This window comes from Nocardia amamiensis NBRC 102102 (assembly GCF_001612745.1).
In the GTDB taxonomy this organism is placed as follows: domain Bacteria; phylum Actinomycetota; class Actinomycetes; order Mycobacteriales; family Mycobacteriaceae; genus Nocardia; species Nocardia amamiensis.
In genome coordinates, this window is the sequence record NZ_BDBA01000012.1 from 1 (window position 1) to 21724 (window position 21724).

General features: G+C 68.0%; 20 protein-coding genes. 9 read left to right on the forward strand and 11 right to left on the reverse strand.

Translation table 11 applies throughout. The annotated features are described in order from the left end of the window. The coding region (locus NA4_RS03340) for an LLM class flavin-dependent oxidoreductase (RefSeq protein ID WP_067463652.1) at positions 1–577 on the reverse strand (577 nt) is incomplete at its 3' end. A 125-nt stretch (positions 578–702) separates the two neighbouring features. On the opposite strand from NA4_RS03340, the gene NA4_RS03345 reads away from it, so the two are divergent. Next, positions 703–1587: an SDR family oxidoreductase gene (locus tag NA4_RS03345; protein WP_067463655.1), complete on the forward strand. Its 885-nt coding sequence runs from the start codon at positions 703–705 to the stop codon at positions 1585–1587. 68 nt (positions 1588–1655) lie between these two features. Here NA4_RS03345 and NA4_RS03350 read toward each other — a convergent pair whose 3' ends face one another. Then, positions 1656–2396, reverse strand: coding sequence for an MmyB family transcriptional regulator (locus NA4_RS03350; protein ID WP_067463658.1), 741 nt, complete (start codon positions 2394–2396; stop codon positions 1656–1658). A gap of 192 nt (positions 2397–2588) precedes the next feature. Here NA4_RS03350 and NA4_RS03355 point away from each other — a divergent pair, with 192 nt between their 5' ends. Next, positions 2589–3344 carry an RsmA family anti-sigma factor gene (locus NA4_RS03355; protein ID WP_067463661.1) on the forward strand — a complete coding sequence of 252 codons (756 nt, stop codon included), beginning with the start codon at positions 2589–2591 and terminating at the stop codon, positions 3342–3344. Between the two features lie 286 nt (positions 3345–3630). Here the strand turns inward: NA4_RS03355 and NA4_RS03360 are convergent, their stop codons facing one another. Further along, on the reverse strand, positions 3631–4968 hold the full coding sequence (locus NA4_RS03360; protein ID WP_067463664.1) for a carboxylesterase family protein: 1338 nt from the start codon (positions 4966–4968) through the stop codon (positions 3631–3633). 95 nt (positions 4969–5063) lie between these two features. On the opposite strand from NA4_RS03360, the gene NA4_RS03365 reads away from it, so the two are divergent. From NA4_RS03365 to NA4_RS03375, 3 genes are all read left to right on the forward strand, one after another. Beyond that, on the forward strand, positions 5064–5639 hold the full coding sequence (locus tag NA4_RS03365; protein WP_067463667.1) for a TetR-like C-terminal domain-containing protein: 576 nt from the start codon (positions 5064–5066) through the stop codon (positions 5637–5639). A gap of 382 nt (positions 5640–6021) precedes the next feature. Further along, complete coding sequence (locus NA4_RS03370) at positions 6022–6801, forward strand: DsbA family protein (protein WP_067463670.1); 780 nt, start codon at positions 6022–6024, stop codon at positions 6799–6801. Then, the gene (locus NA4_RS03375) at positions 6801–7364 is read left to right on the forward strand and encodes a vitamin K epoxide reductase family protein (RefSeq protein ID WP_067463782.1); all 564 of its coding nucleotides are present in this window, start codon (positions 6801–6803) and stop codon (positions 7362–7364) included. Before NA4_RS03370 ends, NA4_RS03375 begins: the two co-directional genes overlap by 1 nt. A 10-nt stretch (positions 7365–7374) precedes the next feature. Here the strand turns inward: NA4_RS03375 and NA4_RS03380 are convergent, their stop codons facing one another. Next, entirely contained in the window at positions 7375–8493 is a 1119-nt protein-coding gene (locus NA4_RS03380; protein WP_067463673.1) for a S1C family serine protease, read from the reverse strand. Between the two features lie 159 nt (positions 8494–8652). Between NA4_RS03380 and NA4_RS03385 the strand changes: the two genes are divergently transcribed. The 3 genes from NA4_RS03385 (at position 8653) to NA4_RS03395 (ending at position 12394) form a co-directional block, all read left to right on the forward strand. Next, a complete protein-coding gene (locus NA4_RS03385) occupies positions 8653–9705 on the forward strand; it encodes an NAD(P)-dependent alcohol dehydrogenase (RefSeq protein WP_067463676.1) in 1053 nt (350 codons plus the stop codon). A gap of 67 nt (positions 9706–9772) precedes the next feature. Further along, positions 9773–10972 carry an AI-2E family transporter gene (locus NA4_RS03390; RefSeq protein WP_245671074.1) on the forward strand — a complete coding sequence of 400 codons (1200 nt, stop codon included), beginning with the start codon at positions 9773–9775 and terminating at the stop codon, positions 10970–10972. An 87-nt stretch (positions 10973–11059) separates the two neighbouring features. Beyond that, the gene (locus NA4_RS03395) at positions 11060–12394 is read left to right on the forward strand and encodes a tetratricopeptide repeat protein (protein WP_067463678.1); all 1335 of its coding nucleotides are present in this window, start codon (positions 11060–11062) and stop codon (positions 12392–12394) included. 113 nt (positions 12395–12507) lie between these two features. Here NA4_RS03395 and NA4_RS03400 read toward each other — a convergent pair whose 3' ends face one another. From NA4_RS03400 to NA4_RS41210, 6 genes are all read right to left on the reverse strand, one after another. Next, entirely contained in the window at positions 12508–13692 is a 1185-nt protein-coding gene (locus tag NA4_RS03400; RefSeq protein ID WP_067463681.1) for an NAD(P)/FAD-dependent oxidoreductase, read from the reverse strand. An 82-nt stretch (positions 13693–13774) separates the two neighbouring features. After that, positions 13775–14719: an RNA polymerase sigma-70 factor gene (locus tag NA4_RS03405; protein WP_067463684.1), complete on the reverse strand. Its 945-nt coding sequence runs from the start codon at positions 14717–14719 to the stop codon at positions 13775–13777. A 138-nt stretch (positions 14720–14857) separates the two neighbouring features. After that, on the reverse strand, positions 14858–17173 hold the full coding sequence (metE, locus tag NA4_RS03410) for a 5-methyltetrahydropteroyltriglutamate--homocysteine S-methyltransferase (RefSeq protein WP_067463686.1): 2316 nt from the start codon (positions 17171–17173) through the stop codon (positions 14858–14860). A gap of 369 nt (positions 17174–17542) precedes the next feature. Then, complete coding sequence (locus NA4_RS03415) at positions 17543–18415, reverse strand: 3-hydroxybutyryl-CoA dehydrogenase (protein ID WP_067463690.1); 873 nt, start codon at positions 18413–18415, stop codon at positions 17543–17545. A 384-nt stretch (positions 18416–18799) separates the two neighbouring features. Next, positions 18800–20089 (reverse strand): isocitrate lyase, encoded by a 1290-nt coding sequence (gene aceA / locus NA4_RS03420; protein ID WP_067463693.1) that lies wholly within the window; start codon positions 20087–20089, stop codon positions 18800–18802. A 503-nt stretch (positions 20090–20592) separates the two neighbouring features. Further along, positions 20593–20787 (reverse strand): hypothetical protein, encoded by a 195-nt coding sequence (locus NA4_RS41210; RefSeq protein ID WP_169810970.1) that lies wholly within the window; start codon positions 20785–20787, stop codon positions 20593–20595. On the opposite strand from NA4_RS41210, the gene NA4_RS43575 reads away from it, so the two are divergent. Further along, positions 20714–21118 (forward strand): DUF397 domain-containing protein, encoded by a 405-nt coding sequence (locus NA4_RS43575; RefSeq protein WP_084496767.1) that lies wholly within the window; start codon positions 20714–20716, stop codon positions 21116–21118. The two genes, NA4_RS41210 and NA4_RS43575, sit on opposite strands and share 74 nt — an antisense overlap. A 24-nt stretch (positions 21119–21142) precedes the next feature. On the opposite strand, the gene NA4_RS03430 is transcribed toward NA4_RS43575, so the two are convergent. Beyond that, on the reverse strand, positions 21143–21526 hold the full coding sequence (locus NA4_RS03430; RefSeq protein WP_067463698.1) for a nuclear transport factor 2 family protein: 384 nt from the start codon (positions 21524–21526) through the stop codon (positions 21143–21145). Positions 21527–21724: the final 198 nt, after the last annotated feature.

Sequence of the window (21724 nt, forward strand, 5' to 3'; positions counted from 1 at the left end):
TCAGCTTGCGGGCAACGCGGACGCCGTCGGCGTCGGTGATCGAATCGAGCAGCGTGCCATCGGCGTGCTCGCCGCACAGCCGGATCGAGCGTGGACCGCGCGCGCCCGCGTAGACCTTCGGCGGCGCCGCGGGCGGCCAGTCCAGCGCCACATCGTCGAGGTGCACGTAGCGGCCGGACGTGGTGACCCGCTCACCGGCCAGCAGCGCACGCAGCGCGCCCAAATGCTCGCTGAGCAAGGTCACCGGCGACTCGACACGCGCGCCGACCTGCTCCATCCAGGTCTGCACACCATGTCCGATACCGAGGATCAGCCGGTCGGGGAACAGCCGGTAGAGCGTCGCGGCCTCCATGGCGGTGAGTGCGACATTGCGCAACGGCACCGGCAGCAGCCCGATGCCGACACGCACCCGCTCGGTCCACGCGAGCGCCGCCGCAGCAGTGGCGATTCCGCTCTCCAGAAAGCAGTCCTCCCACAGCCACAACTCCTCCAGCCCCGTCGCCTCAGCGACACGGACCGCCGCGCGGAGCGACTCGGGCGGATTTTGCGGACGGAACACAGCACCGAGAACAGTCACCCGGACATTCCTACCCGCCGCGTCCGGTCGGCGCAGGCAGATTTCGCCCAACGCTGCCGATCCCAGTGAATGCCAGCTAGCCTCACTCAACAAGATCGCCCATTCCAGTCAGAGGACCACCCGTTGTGAACAGGCCCCTACATACGTCCGCTCGAGGGGATTCGACCGAGGATCTGCTCAGGGGAAGGACCGCTGTCGTTACTGGAGCCAGCCGTGGCATCGGCCGGGCGATCGCGATCAGATTCGCGGCGGAGGGCGCGAACGTCGCGATGATCGCCCGAACCCAGGAACCGCACCCCCGACTACCCGGCACGATCCACACCGCCGCCGCTGAAGCCGAAGCCGCAGGCGGCGACGTGCTGCCCCTGGTCGCGGATGTGCGCGATGACAAGGCGCTGGCCGATGCGGTCGATCAGATCGTCGAACGGTTCGGCGGCATCGACATCCTGGTCAACAACGCCGGATCGGTCGATCTCACCGGCGCCGAGCAGATCGGCATGCGCCGCTACGACCACATGCAGGCCGTCAACCTCCGCGCCCCGTTCCTACTGTCCAAACTGGCACTTCCACACCTGCGCGCCTCCGCGCGAGCCGGGCGCAACCCACACATCCTCACGCTCTCCCCACCGCTCAACATGAACCCCGACCACATCGGCAACGGCGTCGCTTACACCATCTCCAAATATGGCGTCAGCCTTGCCTCCATCGGCCTGGCGCATGAGTTCCGCCCGTATGGCATCGCGGTGAACTCGCTGTGGCCCCGGACGAAGATCGATACCGCGGCGGTACGCAATCTGCTCGGCGGCGCGGAAGCCGTCGCGGCGTCCCGGACCGCCGACATCTGCGCTGACGCCGCTCTTTTGGTGGTGACCAGCCCCGCGGCGACCTACACCGGTCACCTGCTCTTGGACGAGGATGTCCTCGCTTCCCATGGCGTCACCGACCTGGACCGATACCGCGTCGTACCGGGCACCGGCGCGCTCGCCAACGATCTCTTCGTCGACGCGTAGACCACACAACCGGCTGCTCGGCGAGCTGATGGCCGCGGAGCGCTGGAAATTGTGCTTCACCGGCGGCCTCATGCCGGTGCCTGCAGAACCAGCTGATCCCAAGGCCGGGGTGGGTATTTGAAGATGGATGCGCGCATCAGGTGCGTCACGAACTCCTCGCGGTACGGGTCCCACAGCACGACGCGCTGGTTGGTCACTTCGTCGTCGGTCGGAGTGCTGCGATACATCTCCATGAAGGCCGGCTCTACCTGGCAAGCTTGCACGATCTCATCGATCTGGCGCTGCGGCACAGCTCCGGGCGCAAGGGTTCCGAAAGCTGCCGCCATCAGCCGGGCGCGCAGGTCCCAGTTCGCAATGACCTTGCGGGCAAGGGGATTGGTGAACATCCAGACGATGAGACTGGCTGGTTGCTCAGCGTCGGGTGGGGCCGGCGCGAGTCCTGGAAAGCGATCGAGAAACGGTCTGTTGCAGCCGTATAGGTCGAACGTTATGCGGTCGTGGCAGCAAGCCGGGTCGAGGATGCGGTCGAGGCCTGTCTGATCCTCTGTGGTCCAGACCGGCGGCACGCTCGACCAGTCGAGGGTTTCGAGCGGTGCCCTGTGGGACAAGGACCGAACTCGCTGAATCACCACAATGAACCGTTGGCGCTTCCAGTTCGGTACGCCGACCACTTCGAACCACAGTCTCAGTGCCTCGCCGTCGGGCACTCGCACGCCGGTCTCCCAGTAGTGCACCAGTTGCCGCGAGACGTGACAGGCTTCGGCGACGCGGGTTCTGCTCAGTTCGGCTGCCGCACGCTCCGCGGCCATCAGCTCGCCGAGCAGCCGGTTGTCAACTGGAATTTCTGCGTGATCCCGGGAACCGGAGCTAGTCCGGATGCGTCATTGAATAGTGACGGACCACGATTAACAGTGACTGGCCACGAGACGATGTAGGGACAGTCTCGCCGAGTCGGGTTCGGGGGATTGCCTGTGACGGTAGAGGCGAGCAACGGAGGTGCGATGGCGACCGGAGTGCCGCGGCCTGTATTCACGGCCGAGTTGCTCGCCGACCTGCACGCCGACAATCTGACGCCAGAGCAGCGTGCGCAGTGGTGGCCGGCGATCTCCCACGATCAGGAAGCGTTGTGTTTCCTGCGGTCGCTGGATGCGGTCAGCGCCGAACTGCGCACGCTGGGCAGCGACGAGCGCATCATTCACCCCATGCCCGCAGACGTTGCTGCCCGGCTCACCCAGTTCCTCGACGAATTGGACCCACCCGGGGACCCCACCCCGCAGGACGCCACGATCCAGCCCCCGCCGACCGATTCCGAAGCCACGCCGCCGCCGGTCGCGCTCGCCGAGTACCGCCACCGCCGGGTGCGCTGGTTGGCCGCGGCAGCCGCGGCGATCCTCACCTTCGCCGCCGTGGGCGGGGTTGCCGCCACACTGCGCGGCGGTGAGAATCCCGCGCCCACTGCCCAACCTACCGCTGGAAACGACCAGCTCGGCGGCGATCTCACCGCTAGTGCACTCGCCGCACTCGGCCGCCACACCGTCACCGGTTCCCTCGCCAACCCGGCCGCGCTCGATCGCTGCGTGCAAGCCAACGGACTCGATCGGACCGTCCTCGGCTCCACCGACATCACCTTCCAGGGCCGCACCGCGGTCCTCATCCTGCTCAGCGGTACGCGTACACCGACGATCACTGCGCTTGTCGTCGGAACCGGTTGCGGCACAGGCGATCCGCAACGCAGGGCCGTGCAGGACATCGGCTGACGCCCAAATACCCGCCACGACCGTGGGACATCCTGATCTCGCAGGGCGAACATGGGTCAGGACATCGAGCTACCTACCGCCGAGCAGTGATCCTCCCTCCTGGCTCAGCTTTTCCGGGCGCATATGTCGTCCATGGACACCTCCGCAGCATCGAGCCAGTGCCTTGCACACGACTCCTGGACGAACAGGCGCGCGGCTGTAGTGCGCGCGAAATGCGGCCGGCATCGTGCAGGAACAGAGGAAACGCTTCGTCGTATCGGACGAGCGGACTCTCGGCTCGGCCCGCTCAGGGCAGCTGCCGGGCGAAACGGGAGCCGCGCCGATGTGGCGGCCAACCGGCGTCCCCGACCTGTCCGGTGTGCACGAATTCGCCCCAGTATCTGCGGGTTTGAACGCCGAGCGTGTCGATCTCCTCGGGAGTGAGGGGCGCGAGCATCGGGGCGGCAGCCCAGGCCGAGCCAGTTCCGTACAGCAGCGGCAGGTCGATGCAGTGGCAGGCGCCGTATGGGTTGGCCGGATGCAGCTGTCCTACCCGGTAGCTGTAAACGGTCGCGCCCGCGTCGGACAGCTCGTCGGCGAAGCGGAAGAGGCCTTCCTCGAAGGCCTTTCGCCCGATCAGCCGCTCCACTGCGCGGGTCGCCTTGTCGCCGACCAGCGGCAGGCGCCCGACCTTGCCGAAGACCGGATGCGGGCCGCCGTAGTACGCCCGCGCCTCCTCGTCCGCGCAGCCGAGCACCACTCGCAGGCCTGCGGCCGCGTCGTGCACCGCCTGTCGCCAGGTGTGCTCGTCGGGCAGCGGATCCGATTCGGCTACCGGCAGGAAGGGCGGCGCCGAGTTCAACGCGCCCGGCCCCGCCATCCGGCGGACTGTACGACCCTGGGCGGCAAGGAATTCGGGCACGGGAGCGGTGAACGGGTCGGCGTCGAGTTCGGCGAGGAACATCGCCCCCACCCGTTCGGCGCGCTGGTGGCTCTGGAATCCGATGCCGAACGGTGCGCTCTGCACGATGGCCTGAGCGAACAGCGGTCTCGCTTCCGCGATGCCCAGCAGCGCGACGACCGACTGTGCGCCCGCCGACTGCCCCGACACGGTGATGCGCTCCGGATCGCCGCCGAACTCGGCGATGTGCTCACGCACCCACCGCAGAGCGGCGATCTGGTCACGCAAACCGAGATTGCCCGCCGAAACCCCCGGCGCCCGTAGGTATCCGAGGGCTCCGAGCCGGTAGCTCACCGACACCACGACGATGCGGGTCTCGCGCACGAGCTGGTCGGCGTCGTACAGATTCCACTGTCCACTGCCCGCGAGATACGCGCCGCCGTGCAACCACACCAGCACCGGACAGCTGCCGGGTTCGACGCCCTCCGGAGTCGTGACAGTCAAAGCCAAGCAATCCTCGGATTGATCCAGCGGGTCCGGCTTCCCCATCACGGGTTCGAGCCGCCCCGGCAGCTGCGGCGCGATGGCGTACCGCCGGGTCGCGTCGTACACCCCGTCGTGGGGTGCGACCAGCTGGGGCGCACCGAACCGCTCTGCCCGCGCATAGGGGATGCCGCGAAACACCGCTACCCCGCCGAGGGCTTCGCCCCGCCAGCGCCCCGAGGGCGCGACCACGTTGTCCATGCCACTCTCCGCCTTCTATCGCAAGTCGACTTGCGATAGCACCACGCTAGGCACCGAAACCGAGCAACGCAAGAGGACTTGCGATAATTGGCGGCATGGGCCAACCTCCGGCACAGATTCGCGGTGCCCGGCTGCGGAAAGCCGTCATCGACGCGACGCTCGCCCGCATCGAGTCGGTCGGCATCGGCAACGTGCGGGTCGCCGATGTCGCCGCGGACGCGGGCGTGCACGAGACCTCGATCTACCGGCGGTGGAAAACCCTGCCCAAGCTACTGCTGGACGCGCTGCTGTCCCGGATGGCCGAGGAGATCCCGCTCCCGGACACCGGGTCGCTACGCGGCGATCTGGAGCGATTCATGACCGACCTCATCCGCTTCGCGGAAACGCCGTCGGGCATGGCCTTGATCCGCGGCACGGTGATCGGCGACGCCGACCCGGACGTCGACGCCACGCGGCGGGAGTTCTGGATGCGGCGGTTGTCGGTATCCGAGGAGATCGTCCGGCGTGGCATCGCCCGCGGTGAGATCGCGTCGACGGCGGACCCCCGGCTGACCATGCTGACCCTGGCTGGTGTGGTCCACCTGCACGTCACCCAGCTAGACGCGGCGCTGCCCCCCGGCCTCGCGCGCGATGCCGTCGATCTCGTCGTGGGCGGGATCGCACCGCACTGAACACAGGCCGCACGTGCCACCCCAAGACGCTGATCGAAGCCTGGGTCCGCGGCTGGCGCGATGTCCTGGCGCGTGAGGCCACCGATCCCGTCCCGGGGCGGAATCACACGGCGCTGAACGCAGGCCGCACGGCCACTTCGAAACACTGATGGAAACCTGGGTCCGCGGCTGGCGCGATGTCCTGGCGCGCGAGGCCGCCGATCCCGTCCCGGGGCGGAATCACACGGCGCTGAACGAGGCCGCACGGGCCGATATTTCGGAATCTCTCAGGTAAGCCGACGATGATGGCGGCTGCAGCCCGGCCACCCGCAGATGTGGGCGGCGCATCTACGATCGTGGCGGCAGGTACCGTCCGGCGAGCGAAAGGCGTGGTGAGCGCACGGTGAGCAAAAACCAGGGTGGGAAGTCGAACCCGCTGCTGGCGGCGGAACGCGCCGACCGCAACCGCAAGATCCTGATCCAGGTCGGTGTCGCGGCCGTGCTGATCGGTCTGATCGCGGCCATCGGCATCGGCATCGCGGTCAAGAAGGCCCGCAAGGACGATCCCGGTCCCACCCCGTCCATCGCCGCGACCGGGAACCTGAACTCCGGCGGCGTTCCCGGCTCGATCACCGACAACGGCGCCGTCCGGCTCGGCAAGCCGGACGCGAAGGTCACCGTGCGCGTCGTGGCGGACCTGCAGTGCCCCGCATGCAAGGCCTTCGAGGCGGCCAACGGCAAGGTGCTGGAAGACGCGGTGAACAACGGCACCGCGGTCGTCGAGTACAACATCATCGCGTTCTTGGACAAGGCTTCCACCACGCGGTACTCGACGCGGGCGGCGAACGCCTCCTACTGCGTCGCCCAGGCCGACCCGACGAAGTACCAGGGCTGGCTGAAGACGATGTTCGCCCAGCAGCCGCCGGAGGGCGGCGCGGGCCTCACCGACGACCAACTGGTCCAGATCGCCAAGAGCGCGGGCTACACCGACGACGCGGTCGCCCAGTGCATCACCGGCCACACCTACGACAAGTACATTCAGGCCCGCACCAAGGACGTGCTGGAAAGCGGCATCCAGTCGACCCCGTCGGTCTTCGTCAACGGCAAGCAGATCCAGACCGCCCAGGAACTGATGGCCCCCGGCGGTCTCGCTCCCGTGATCAGCGCCGCCGCGGCCCAGTGATCACCGCGGGGCCGCGGGCCGCGTGGGTCCTGCTGATCGGTGGACTCGCCGGCTGGTTGGCTTCGGTCGCGCTGACCGTGGAGCGGTTCAAGCTGTTCACCGATCCCGGTTACACCCCTACGTGCAGCATCAACCCGATCCTGTCCTGCGGGTCGGTCATGGTGACCGACCAGGCCGCGGCGTTCGGGTTCCCGAATCCGCTGATCGGCGTCGTCGCCTTCTCCGTCGTGGTCACCCTCGGCGTGCTGTCGGTGGCCGGGCTGGGGTTCCCGCGCTGGATCTGGGGCGGGTTGTGGCTGGGCACCGTGTTCGGCGTCGGCTTCGTCTGCTGGCTGATCTTCGAAAGCCTCTACCGGATCAACGCGCTGTGCCCGTACTGCATGGTGGTCTGGGCGATCATCACGCCGCTGCTCGCGGTGAGCATCGACCAGTTGTGGGGCCGCTCCGGCGGCCCGCTGGGCATACTCGCCGAGTGGCGCTGGACCCTGGTCGCGGTGTTCTTCGCGGTGGTACTGCTGCTGGTTTTCCTGCGTTTCCAGGACTACTGGCTGTCGCTGGTCTGATCCGGCCGGATCAATTCGGCGGACCCGCGGTCAGCACCACCGCAACCGTGCGCTCCCCGCCCGCGCCGATGACGCCCAATCGGACGGTGTCGTTCGGTTTGCGTGTGTTCAGCGCGGCCCGCAGGGATTGCACGCTGGTGACGGCGCGATCGTCGACCGAGGTGATCACATCGCCCGGACTCAGCCCCGCGGCGTGCGCGGGCATGCCGTAGATCGCCACATCCACCCGGGCGCCCGTGCCGGTGGGCAGCGCGTTGGAGATGAGCACACCGAGGGTGGCCGTCGGGCCGATGTGCACCGTATCGGTCGGGGTGCCGGATCGAATCTGGTGGACCACCCGCATCGCCGCGTCGATCGGCACCGCGTAACCGTTGGGCGAGCGATCCTGGGCATGTTCCGGGTCCCCCGACGCCGCGGCGATGACCCCGACCACGAACGCGTTCCGATCGACCAGTGCCCCACCGGACTGTCCCGAGGTGACCTCGGCCGCGACCTCCAGCATGCCGCTGAGCGCTTTGCGCGACAGATCGGCGACGTTGACCGCCACGATCTCGCTGTCCAGGTCGGTGAGCGGGCCGTGCACCGCGGACGGCGGGCCGCCGGTCCCGCCCGCGTTGCCGATCGCCAGGACCTCTTCGCGCAGCCGCAACCCGGCCGAGCTGCCGATGGTGGCGGTCGGCAACGCGGCCGCAGGAAGGTCGAGCAGCGCGATGTCGGCGCCGGAGTCGTAGCCGAGCACCACGGCGTCGTAGGCCTTCCCGCTGCCGACGTCGGTGACGGTCACCGTGTCCGCGCCCTTGACCACGTGGTGGCTGGTGAGCACCTCACCGTCGGCGGTCAGGACGATGCCGGAACCCGCCGCGCCGGGGCCGGCCAGCGTGGTGGACGCACTGATGTTGACCAGCGCCGGTTGCACGGCCGCCGTGACGAACGCGGGGTCCAACGGCTCGGCGAGGGCAGGCAGGACGGAGGCCGCGGTCCTGGTGGGGTCGGACACGTCGCGCCCGGGCAGTTCGCCGCGATACCCGAGAAACGCGGCAATGGTGAGCACGAAAGTGATCACCATGACGAGCGCGCGCCCGCCACCCCGCGCGCGCCGCGCGATGATCTGCTGCCGTCCTCCGTCCATGGCTCTCCCGCCTCGGCGAATCGCTGCCGTTTCCATTGTCGCCGCAGATCACCGGCGAAGATCATCGAACCGGAGATCGGACCGAAAGAATGGTTTGTGACCAGGTTGTTTACCTGTCATGGTTGGCAACCGCACACATGCGGCGGTAGGCATGTATCCATGAGTACCGCTGCCGCCTACGCCCTGCCCGCCCCCGATGGCTCGTTCGAGAAGGTCACGATCGAGCGCAGAGGCCTTGGCTCCCACGACGTGCTGATCGACGTCAAGTACGCGGGAATCTGCCATTCGGACATCCACACCGCGCGCGACGAGTGGGGCGGGACCCGGTACCCGTGTGTGCCGGGGCACGAGATCGCGGGCGTGGTCGCCGCGGTCGGATCCGCGGTGATGAAGCATCGGGTCGGCGACCGCGTCGGCGTCGGGTGCATGGTCGACTCGTGCGGGGTCTGCGCGCCGTGCCTCGCAGACGAGGAGCAGTACTGCACCGCCGGCGCGACGATGACCTACAACACCCCGGTCGATCCGGTGGTGCAGCCGGGCGGGCACACCCTCGGCGGTTATTCCACGCAGGTTGTCGTCACCGAGAACTTCGTGGTCCAGATCCCCGAGGGGATCGGGCTGGACGTCGCCGCGCCGCTGCTGTGCGCCGGCGTCACGCTGTACTCGCCACTGCGGCACTGGGACGCCGGGCCGGGCAAGAAGGTAGCGATCATCGGCATGGGCGGGCTCGGGCACGTCGGCGTGAAGATCGCCGCCGCGATGGGCGCCGAGGTCACCGTGCTGAGCCACTCGCTGAGCAAACAGGACGACGGCAAGCTCTTCGGGGCCAGCGGCTACTACGCGACCAGCGACAAGCAGACCTTCCGCGATCTACGCGGCCGGTTCGACCTCATCCTCAACACGGTCTCGGCGGATCTTCCGCTGGACGATTACCTGCGGCTGCTCAACCTCGACGGCACCCTGGTGATCCTGGGCCTCCCCGAGAATCCGCTGCGCGTCAAGCCGTTCACCCTCGCCGGGTACCGGCGCTCGCTGGCAGGCTCGATGATCGGCGGCATCGCGCAGACCCAGGAGATGCTGAACTTCTGCGCCGAGCACGGCATCGGCGCCGAGATCGAGCTGATCTCCGCCGACGAGATCGACGGCGCCTACGACCGGGTGGTGGCCAGCGACGTGCGGTATCGGTTCGTCATCGACGTCGCCACCATGTGACCCGCCTGACCCGCGTGGCCACGCGTTCCGGGCCACGAATGGGTCGCCGCGTGGGTACGTTGGCTTTGTGCCTGCGGAGGACGAGGACGAAACCACACAAGCCGCCGAACCCGAGGACGGCGGCACGCGCATGCCGCAGTGGTTGCCGCGCGCGTTCCTGCTCGCCGCGGCGACTATCGCGGGACTGATGGCGGCGGGCTGGGTGCTCCAGCGCTTGCAGGGTCTGCTGACGGTTCTGCTCGTCTCGCTGTTCCTCGCGTTCGCCATCGAGCCCGCGGTGAACTGGCTGGCCCGGCGTGGAATGCGCCGCGGTCTCGCGACCGGGCTGGTGTTCCTCGCCCTGATGGCACTGGTCGTCGCCTTCCTGTGGACGCTCGGCGCGCTGCTGGTGGAGCAGGTCACCACCTTGGTGAAGAACGCGCCCGAGTACGCCGACGGGGTTGTGGACTGGATCAACCGCACGTTCAAGACCGACCTGTCCAGCACCGACATCCAGAAGTACGCCACCGAGTGGAGTTCGACCCTGGAGGGCTACCTCACCGGATTGGCGGGCGACGTGTGGGGCATCGGCGCCGCCGCGATCGGCGCGATCTTCCAGGGTCTCGGCATCCTGTTGTTCACTTACTATTTCGCCGCGGAAGGCCCGCGCTTCCGCAATGCCGTCTGCTCGCTGCTACCGCCGCGGCACCAACGACATGTCTTGCGCGCCTGGGACATCGCGGTGGACAAGACCGGCGGCTACATCTATTCACGAGCTCTGCTCGCGCTCATCTCTACGATCGCGCATTATGTGATGCTGCGGGTGCTGGACATGCCCTCGGCGTTCGCCTTGGCGCTGTGGGTCGGTGTGGTCTCCCAGTTCATCCCCACCGTCGGCACGTATCTCGCGGGTGCGCTTCCGGTGATCGTCGCGCTGGTGCACGGGCCGAGCACCGCGCTCTGGGTTCTCGGCTTCATCGTGCTCTACCAGCAGTTCGAGAACTACGTGCTGCACCCGCGCATCACCGCGAGCACGCTGGACATGCACGCGGCCGTCGCGTTCGGCGCGGTGCTGGCGGGCGCGGCGCTGCTCGGTGCGACCGGCGCGCTGCTCGCCATTCCGGTGACCGCGACTGTACAGGCGTTCTCCAGCGCGTATATCCGCCGCTACGACGTCGAGACCGACGAGGAGACCGACGCCCGGCGGCGGCCGCCGAAACGGCGCCGAACGTGGGCAAGGCAGTTGACTCTTCGCTTGGCGCGCGGCAACCCGCCACCAGCGGAATAGAACTGGTTCTTCCCATAAGTGGCCAGACACTCGCCAGCCGATGTAGAACTCTTCGAAACGATCCGCACCACACGGTGCCGAGGCTGGATGGGAACAATGCTGAAGCGGCCGCCGGACCTGGCCTTCGACCTCGGCAAGATGCACTTGCGGCGCAACGACCTGGCGGCCGCGCGCGAGGCATTCCAAATCGCCGTCGCTTCCGGGCACCCGGAATGGGCTCCGCTTGCCGCCGCCGAGCTGGGCGACCTGCTCAGCGCGCTTGGCGACAAACCGTCCGCGGAGGGCGCCTATCACGTTGCGGTCGATTCCGGCCACTCGGACGCGGCGCCGCGGGCCGCGTACCACTTCGGCCTGCTGCTGGCCGAGCGCGGCGATGCCGCCGCGGCCGAGGCAATGTACCAGCGCGCGGCCGAATCCGGGCACCCCGACGCGGCGCCGCGCGCGTGGATCAATCTCGGCTATTCGCGGGCCAAGCGCGGTGATTCGGACGCGGCGCGCACGGCCTACGAGCACGCGATCGCCTCCGGTCCTGGCGAGATCGCCCGGCTCGCCCTGTCCAACCTCGCCTACCTGCTGCGCACCGAAGACGATCTGGACGGCCTGAAAGCCGCCTACCGTCCCGTCATCGAGGACTGGCCCGCCGAGCAGTCGCTGATTGCCGCTGGCGATCTGGTTCAGCACCTGAGCGACGCCGGGGACTTGGCCGGAGCCAGGGAGGCTGCCCGCTTCCTCGCTGAATCGGATGATCCGGCGGTCGCCGCGCGGGCCAGTTTCGACATCGGGGTGTTCAGCAGCAGGCTCGGTGAAGCGGAGACCGCGCTGGCGGCCTACCAGCGCGCACTCGATTCGACCGACACCGAAGCACGCACCCGAGCGGCGGACGCGCTCGCGCCGGTCTACCACGAGCGGGCGGCGACCGTGCTGCTGGAGACCGACTGGGCGGGGCTGGCCCATGCCCGTGGCTCCGCCTCCGATGCGCCCGCTATGCTCGCCGACCTGATCGGCGACGACGCCGAAGACCGGTCACGCAGCATCGACTTCCTGTATTCCGCAGTGCTGCACGAGGATTCGATCTACTCCGTGACAGCGCCCGCGATCTCGGTCGTGCTCGGCGCCCTGCTGCACGAGCGCACCGACGTGAGCTATGCCCGCGCCTGGCTCAGCGAGCCACAGCCGCTGCGCCTCGAGCTGTTGAACTGGCTGCACGAAGTGATCGACACCGCCGCATGGCAATCGGCCGCCGACGCCGACGACGCGCTCACCCCGGCCGACCGCGCCGCCGCGGCGGCCTGTGTGGCGCTGTTCCCCGACATTCGCTTGGCCGCCGCGGCCGCGCTGGCCATGACGGAAACCGACTCCGTCGCCGATGCCGCCACCGAGGTGCTCGCGACGCTCAGCTCACTGGCCGCGGTCACCGAGTGATCGTGGGCAGCACCGCGCCGCCGGCCGACCGCGCCAGCACCGTCAGCAGAATCCGATAAGGAGCGGGACCGTGTCGGATCGCCCCCCCGACACGGCCCGTGCGGGGTGCGGTGTCACGCGGTGATCGCCGGAGTCGACTCGGCGACCGTGATGCGACGGCGGCGGGACGGGAGCATCGATGTCGGATGCGAGATGCTCCAGGCCGCGCTCTTGCAGATCATCTCCTTGAGTCGCGCGGCCGCTTTGCCGGTGAGCGCGGAGGACTTGGGCTGATCGTCGGGGGTCACCCACTGCATGATCCCGTCGCGGCGGCCGAGGCTGATGCACTGGCCGGTGTAGCCGATCGAATTGCGGGGAACCTCGCGGGCGGTCAGGCGTGCGGCGATGGCGTCGGCCGCCTGGTAGCCCGTCGGGACCCCCGAGGCGCAGGACATCCGCAGCGGACTGCCGCTCGCGCCGGGAGCGAGCGCGGCGTCACCGATGGCGTACACATCCGGGTGCGATACCGACCGCATCGTGTCGTCGACGACGATCTGCCCGGTCTGCGAAACCCGCAGGGTCGTGGCCGCGGCGATGGGATGCACGGCGAAACCGGCCGTCCACACGGTCAGCTGGGCCGGGATCGTTCGCCCGTCCGCGGTGACCGCGCCGGTCGGCTGGACGCGGGCGATGTCGGTGTGCTCGTGCACAGTGATGCCGAGCCTGCCGAACGCCTTGCGCAGATGCCGCTGGGCCTTCTCGCTCAGCCAATCGCCGGGAAAGCCGCGGGCGGCGAGCGCGACCGCGAAGTCCGGCCTGGCTTCGGCGATCTCGGTGGCCGATTCGATGCCGGTGAGGCCGCCACCGACGACCAGCACGGTTGCGCCCGCGGGGAGGTCTGCCAGACGGTCCCGCAGCCGCTGCGCGGACTGCTTGCCCGCGAGGTCGTAGGCGTGCTCGGCGACACCGGGCACGCCGCAGTCGTCGGCGGCGCTGCCGAGGGCGTAGACGAGGGTGTCGTAGTCGATCTCGCCGGGGCCGTCGGCGTCGGCGAGATCGACGGTCTTGCGTTCGACATCGACGGCGGCGACCCGCGCCAGCCGCACCCGCACGCCCGTGCCGGTGAAGACGTCGGTCAGTGTGCGGCGTTTCAGGTCCTGACCGGTTGCGAGCTGGTGCATGCGGACCCGCTCGACGAACTCGGGATCGGCGTTGACGAGGGTGATCTCGGTGTCGGCGGGGTGCAGCCGCTTGGCCAGGCGGCCGGCGGCATTTGCTCCGGCGTATCCGGCCCCGAGGACGACGATGCGGTGCTTCATGGGCTCACTCCTGTCTGGGTGGGGTTCGCTTCCTGAACCGGACAGCGGCCCGAACCCTGACAGAAGTGGCAGGTGATCTAGGTCACCATTCTTCGACGATGGGGTCCCCGTGCTCGGACATGGCCCACTGGCGCGTGGCGCGTTCGAGCTTGCTCGGGTTGGCCTGGGTATGGACGGCCGCGATGCCGTCGGACGTCACCTCCAGGGAGATGACACCGACGACCCGATCACCGACCATGACCACCAGCGCGGGCACGCCATTGGCCACCGCGGCGAACATGGTGGCGCGACCGCCGATGGTCTCCCACTTGGCGGCGGTGGGCTCGAACAGTCGGCGCAGGAACCGTGCCACCCGCAGCGCGCCCGTGACCGGCTGCGGCAGCGACACGACCACGCCGCCACCGTCGCCCGCGCTGATCGCATCGTCGGTCAGCAGCCGCACCAGTTCGTCGGTGTTGCCGCTCAGCGCGGCGGCGAGGAATTCTTCGACGATCTTGCGGGCGGCGGCCTCATCGACTTCCACCCGGGTCCGGTCGTTGGCCATGTGTTGTTTGGCGCGCCGGTAGATCTGCTGGCAGTTGGACTCGGTGACGTCGAGGATTTCGGCGATCTCGCCGTGCGAGTATCCGAATGCCTCGCGGAGCACGTACACGACGCGTTCCTTGGCCGACAGCCGCTCCATCAGGGTGAGCATCGCGATCGACACCGATTCGCGCTGCTCGACGGTATCGGCCGGACCGAGCATCCGGTCCCAGGCGAAGACCGGCTCGGGCAGCCACTGGCCCACATATGCCTCCCGCCGTGCCCGCGCCGAGGTGAGCTGGTTGAGGCAGATGTTCGTGAGCACCTTGGTCAGCCACGCCTCAGGTGTCTCGACGAATTGGCGGTCGGCGGCCTGCCAGCGCAGGAACGTATCCTGCACCGCATCCTCGGCATCGCTCGCCGAACCCAACAGGCGGTACGCGATCGCCTCCAATCGCGGCCTGGATTTTTCGAACACCTCGATGGCACGCTCACCAAGCAGCATGGCTCGAAGTTAACTGCTGCGAACTGCCGCCGAAGTCCCGACCCTGTGACAGGTGCGGAGATTTTATTGTGATGCAGGTCACATCAAGCCGGCTTCAGCCCTGCCCATGGCCGGAGCGACAGCGGAGCTACGCCTGGCTCACTCGGCGGCGTCGGCGGATTCGACGCGCCTGCGGATGCGGCGCGCCGCCGCGACCATGTTCCGCAGCGACGGCTCGAGCTGCCAATAGTGGCGAGTCTTCAGGCCGCCGTCCGGATTGGCCCACAATCGCTGCGGCGTCACCGCTTCGGCTGCCGCGGTGAGCAATTCGTCCAGCTCGTCGATGTCCGGAATGCGCGCGGACCGGCTCTCGTACACGCCGGGGCCGACGCCGTGGCTGAGCCCGTGCCCGGAGGCGCAGTCGTCCCGCAGCGCCCGCAGCACCCACTCGATGGAGCGGGTCGCCACGATCGCGGTGACGTCGGCGTCGAGTTGCTCGATCGCGTCGACCACCTCGGCGCGGCCGGAATAGCCGATGTGCGTGTGGATCTGGGTCTCGGCCTGCACACCGGAGGTGGCCAGCCGGAACGCGCCGACCGCCCAGCGCAGGTACTCCGCCCTGCCCTCCGGGCGCAGCGGCAGCATCTCCCGGATCGCCGGCTCGTCGACCTGGATGATCGAGATGCCCGCCTTCTCCAGATCCACCACCTCGTCACGGATGGCCAGCGCCACCTGGTCGGCGGTCTCGTGCAACGGCTGGTCCTGCCGGACGAACGAACGGGCGAGCATGGTGACCGGCCCGGTCACCATGCCCTTGACCGGCTTGTCGGTGAGCGACTGCGCGTAACTGATCCACTCCACCGACATCGGCGCTGGCCGCGACACGTCGCCGTAGAGGATCGGCGGCCGCACACAACGGGATCCGTACACCTGCACCCAGCCGAAATGGGTTGTCGCGAAACCGTCGAGCAGCTCGGCGAAGTACTGGATCATGTCATTGCGCTCGTGCTCGCCGTGCACCAGCACGTCCAGCCCGATGTCCTCCTGCAGCCGGATCGTCGCCTCGATCTCGGCCTCGATCCGCTTGCGGTACTCCTCGTAGGACAACCGTCCCTGACCGAGGTCGTAGCGCGCCTGACGGATGTGCGTGGTCTGCGGGAAGGACCCGAGTGTGGTCGCCGGCACCGCAGGCAGGTTCAGCTTGCGCTGCTGCGCTTCCCGGCGCACCTCGTAGGGCTCGCGTGAGCGCATGTCCGACGTGATCGCGTACACCCGTTGACGCACCGCGTGCTTCTGCTTGAAGTGCACCTCGGTCGGCCGCTTGCGCCACTTCTCCGACGGCCCCTCGGTGAGCGCCTTGGCGAGCGAAACCACTTCGCCCACCTTCTGTTTCGCGAACGCGAGCCGGTCGGCGACATTGCCCTCGATGTCGTATTCGATGAGCAGGTCGTAGGGCACGTGCAGCAGCGTGGTCCCGGTGGAGACGACCAGGTCCGGACACACCTGAGCGAGTTCGTTGAGGTATTCCAGCGTCACGTAGCGGTCGGCGCGCCACACGTTGCGGCCACTGATCACGCCCGCGTACAGGCGCTTGCGACGGATGCCGGGCACCTTCGCCAGGTCCTCCGGTCGCATCCGATGACTCGCCAGGTCCAGGCCGATCGCCTCGACACCGGTACCGGCCAAGATGGTCAACGCTTCACCGAAATCGCCGTACTGCCCGGTGACCAGCATGCGCGGGCGCAGCGGCGCTTTGGACAGCCGGTGGTAGGCGGTCTCGAACGCGGCCAGTTCGGCGGGCGTGCGCTCGCTGGTGAACGCGGGCTCGTCCAGCTGCACGCACGTGGCGCCGCGCTTGGCGAGGATCTCGAACAGCTCCTCGTAGACCGGCAGCAGCTTGTCCAGCAGGCTCAGGACGTCGAACCCGCCCGGCTCGCCGGGGATGTGCCCGGCCTTGGACAGCAGCAGCAGCGAAACCGGGCCGAGGACGACCGGCCGCAGCTCGATGTCTTGCCGCTTGGCCCGGTCGAATTCGTCGAGCAACGCCTCGGGATGCAGCGAGAACTCGGTGTCGGCGTCCAGTTCCGGCTGGCGGTAGTGGTAGTTCGTGCCGAAGAACCGGACCAGCTCCAGGGGCGGCAGGTCCGGGCGGCCGCGCGCCATCAGGAAGTAGAAATCCAGCGGGTGCAGGCCCTCCCGGTACGGCTCGAACCGCTTGGGCACCGCGCCGAACAGCAGCGCGTTGTCCAGCACGTGGTCGTAGAAGGAGAAGGTATTGCCAGGAACCTGGGTCAGGCCGGTCGCGGCCAGCTCGTTGAACTGGGTCTCCTGGATCTCGCGCCCGACCGCCAGCAGTTCGTCGCGGTCGATCCCACCGTGCCAGTAGGACTCCAGCGCCCGCTTGAGCTCGCGGTGCGGCCCGATCCTGGGATAGCCGAGGATGCTCGACCCGTAGCCGTCGGTCACGTTCACCATGAGCGGGACAACCCCTTTCGATCACCTGCGCGACGCCGCCGAGACCGGCGGGCACGCCCCAGCGCTACGCCCTGGAAATTCAGCCGAGCGCTCACACGGCCCGACCCTTTGCAGCTTATGCCGATTGTCGTCACCGGCTGAGTTACCGCACCACCCGCAGGCCGCTACTTCGGCAAACCTGGTACCAACCGTCCGATGATCGGCTTCCCAGCCCCGTCGGGTGCGAGTCTTACGAGCACCGTTCGTGGCCCGTCTCGGGTCCGAGTGTCCGATGCGCATGCGCCGCAGGCGCGAGCAGCGGATGCTCGGACGCGAGACTTCCCGGGGCCACGAACACGCAGCGCCGCAGGCGCTGCAAATCGAACACAGCTAGCGGTTGTTGTACTGGTAGAAGCCCGCCCCGGTCTTCTTGCCGAGCAGCCCGGCCTCGACCATACGCATGAGCAGCGGCGGGGCCGAGTACAGCGGCTCCTTGAACTCCGCGTACATCGAGTCCGCGATGGACTTCACGGTGTCCAGGCCGACCAGGTCGGTCAGCGCCAGCGGGCCCATCGGGTGGGCGCAGCCGAGCACCATGGCCTTGTCGACGTCCTCCTTGGTGGCGAAGCCGGATTCCACCATGCGGATGGCCGACAGCAGGTACGGCACCAGCAGCGCGTTGACCACGAAGCCGGAGCGGTCGGCCGAGCGCACCACCTGCTTGCCGAGCACCTCCCCGGCGAAGGCCTCGGCCCGCACGGAGACCGACTCGCTGGTCTTGAGCGTGGTGACCAGCTCGACCAGCGGCAGCACCGGGACCGGGTTGAAGAAGTGCATGCCGACCACGCGCTCGGGGTTCGCCGTGGCGACCGCGATCTTCATGATCGGGATGGAGGAGGTGTTGGAGGCCAGCACCGCCGACGGGTCGGTGACGACCTTGTCGAGTTCGGCGAAGATGCTCGTCTTCACCTTCTCGTCCTCGAGCACCGCCTCGACCACCAGCTGGCGGTCGGCGAAGTCGCCCAGGTCGGAGGTGAAGCGCAGCCGCCATGCGGCCTGTTCGCGCTCGCGCTCGGTGATCTTGCCGCTGCTCACGCCACGATCGAGGGACCGCAGGATGCGCGCACGGCCCGCGGCAGCTAGTTCGCGGGTCTGCTCGTACACCAGCACGTCGACGTGCGCGCGTGCACACACCTCCGCGATTCCTGCGCCCATCTGTCCGGCGCCGATGATCCCGACGCGTTGGATCTTTTCGCTGCTCACGTCCCGCTCCTGCTGGGTTGTCTGGCTCTGGGGTGGCTGGTCTGCGAAGGTGCCGCTCCGGTGTGAGCGAACGCCCTTCGATGGTCCAAGGTATAGGGATGCCCTCCCCGCCGGGGCTGTTCAGCGGGGAGGGCAGTACACCCCTACCGGAGTAGAGGATGGTCGGTATTCACTGTGTTTGATTTGCAGCACCTGCGGCGCTGCGTGTTCGCGGCCCCGGGAAGTCTCGCGTCCGAGCGACCGAGACTCGCGCCTACGGCGCATGCGCTTCGGTCACTCGGATGCGAGACGGGCCGCGAACGGCGCTCGATAGCCTCGCGCGTTCTGGTTGAGTCAGCCACGACGCTCACGGCTTTCGATTCCGCATGAGGGGGGTCGCCCAGCTCAGTGGAACTGGCCCTCTTCGGTGGAGCCCTTGAGGGCGGCCGTCGAGGTGTTCGGGTCCACGGTGGTGGCGATGGTGTCGAAGTAGCCGGCGCCGACCTCACGCTGGTGCTTGATGGCGGTGAAGCCACGCTCGGCGGCGGCCTTGAACTCGCGCTCCTGCAGGTCGACGAAGGCGGTCATGCCCTCGCGGGCGTAGCCGTGGGCCAGGTCGAACATGCCGTAGTTGAGCGAGTGGAAGCCGGCCAGGGTGATGAACTGGAACTTGAAGCCCATCGCGCCGAGCTCACGCTGGAACTTCGCGATGGTCGCGTCGTCCAGGTGGGCCTTCCAGTTGAAGGACGGCGAGCAGTTGTAGGCCAGCAGCTGGTCCGGGAACTCGCCACGGACGGCCTCGGCGAACTTGCGCGCGACCTCGAGGTCCGGCACGCCGGTCTCCATCCAGATGAGGTCGGAGTAGGGGGCGTAGGCCTTGGCGCGCGCGATGCAGGGCTCGGTGCCGTTCTGCACACCGAAGAAGCCCTCGGGGGTGCGGGTGCCGTCCAGGAACTCACGGTCGCGCTCGTCGACGTCCGAGGTGATCAGGGTGGCGGCCTCGGCGTCGGTACGGGCGATGATCACCGACGGAACGCCGGCGACGTCGGCGGCCAGACGCGCGGAGGTCAGGGTGCGGATGTGCTGCTGGGTCGGGATCAGCACCTTGCCGCCCAGGTGGCCGCACTTCTTCTCGGAGGCCAGCTGGTCCTCCCAGTGCACACCGGCGGCGCCGGCGGCGATCATGGCCTTCTGCAGCTCGTAGGCGTTCAGCGCGCCACCGAAGCCGGCCTCGGCGTCGGCGACGATCGGGGCCAGCCAGTTGGAGACGGAGGTGTCGCCCTCGACCTTGGCGATCTCGTCGGCGCGCAGCAGCGCGTTGTTGATCCGGCGGACCACGGCCGGAACCGAGTTGGCCGGGTACAGCGACTGGTCGGGGTAGGTGTGGCCGGAGAGGTTCGCGTCACCGGCGACCTGCCAACCGGACAGGTAGATGGCCTTCAGGCCGGCGCGGACCTGCTGGACCGCCTGGTTGCCGGTGAGGGCGCCGAGGGAGTTGATGTAGTCCTCGTTGTTGACGAGATCCCACAGGATCTCCGAGCCGCGGCGAGCGAGCGTGTGCTCCTCGACGACGGTGCCCTGGAGCTTCACCACCTGCTCCGCGGTGTAGTTACGGGTGATGCCCTTCCAGCGCGGGTTGGTGTCCCAATCCTGCTGGATCTCCGCAGCGGTCTTCGGGGTGCCGGTGGTCGACATCTGTGACTCCACTTCCTCGTTCAGTCGAATGCCCAACGCTCGAGCTGGCAGACAACTCGAACTGCTGGAGCGGCAATTCGCAGGCTTGCTAGTGCCTGGGGGTGTACTTCCACACGATGGCACACGAAGAAATAGGCGTCTACCTGTTGCTAATGCGAATCTGAGCTAGGTTTCCTACCCTCTTTGCTAACTCTGCAAAATTTGCCACCGAATTGCAAAGGTCAAATCTACCCACCGGTAGCCCTGACGTGCGGTTTTAGCGTAACGCTCGTACTGTTAGCGGACCGCCAGCGGGGCACGCATGACACGTCCACCCATTCCCGGCTGTGAGCACCTTCACAAGTCCCCTGTGGTGCGCATCACCGGTGGGCAGCGGCCGGAATCGCGGGGTTCCAGCCGACCCAACCACCCATGCCGAGCAAGAGCATGTACGCAGGGGTACCAAGAGGAATCGCTCGGGCCGCGGAGTTCTTTCCGCGTGCGGCCGTTCGATGTGCCGCCTCTCAGTCGGGACTTCCCCACAGACGATGCTGTCGCGCCGAGTCCGGGGTGATGCGTCCAGCCGCGACCAATACCTCGAACGCGGCGCGCTTGCGCGCGCAATCGTGCTCCCGATGCAACTGCATGGCGCGATGGGCGTCGACGATCGTCAGCGGTTGCTCCGGTCGATCGCACGCCCAGGCCTTCGGCCACACCACCGGGCGCATCGAGCAACGCCCTCGGCCGGGCTTGCCGACGGGGCCGGGGCGGCGCGGCCGACTGACCGGCCACACACACGCCACCCCCGACCATCGCGCACACACCAACCCCGACCACAGCGAGAACACTCTCCACTACGTGCCACGCGCACACGGCCGCTCGCCTGAGAGTGGGGGCCAATGCGTTGAGGTTGCCTGGCAGGATAGTGGCCGCGTCGGCGTCCGCGACTCGAAGAGCCCGACTGGCTCGGCACTGGTCTTCACTCCAGGCGCGTGGGACGCCTTCACCGCTGGCGTGGTCAGCGGCGAGTTCAACCGCCCGAACGCCTAGTCGGCCCGCGCTGTCTGATGTGGATCAGGCAGCGCGCGCAGCGTAGTTGGGGGTGAGGGCGCTCATCGTGCACAACCAGGCGCCGTCCTCGCGGACGAACACCTCGGTGACCCACTCATCGGAGCTGAACGGCTCACCGCGCCAAGCTCCTTTGTTCGTCCCGTGCGCGAGGATCACCGCCACCTCACCGAATACCCGCACTTCAAGCAGTTCGAACTCCATCTCCGAATGGGTCAGATCGCCGGAGGCGACGAGCGACAGGAACGTTTCCCGGTCGCCGGGGCCACCTTCTGGGCCGGTCAATATCCAGTCGGAGGTGGCGAAGCTGCCGATGGAGTCGGCATCGTTGGCGACAATCGCCGCCGCCCATTTGTCGAGCAGAGCCTGGAACCCAGTCTTGTCATCCATACGCCAAGGATCGACCGATCCGCTGCTCCTGTCTTGTACGAATGGAACTACCTGGAATATCGCAGCCCTCACAGCCGAGGCCGGGCATTTGATCGTGTCGGGTGCGCGGCACGGGTGACCCCGCCGGTCGGCGGACACCAACGAGCGAATACCTTCCCCAGCGCACCACTTCGAAACGCCACGATCCACAGTAGGAAA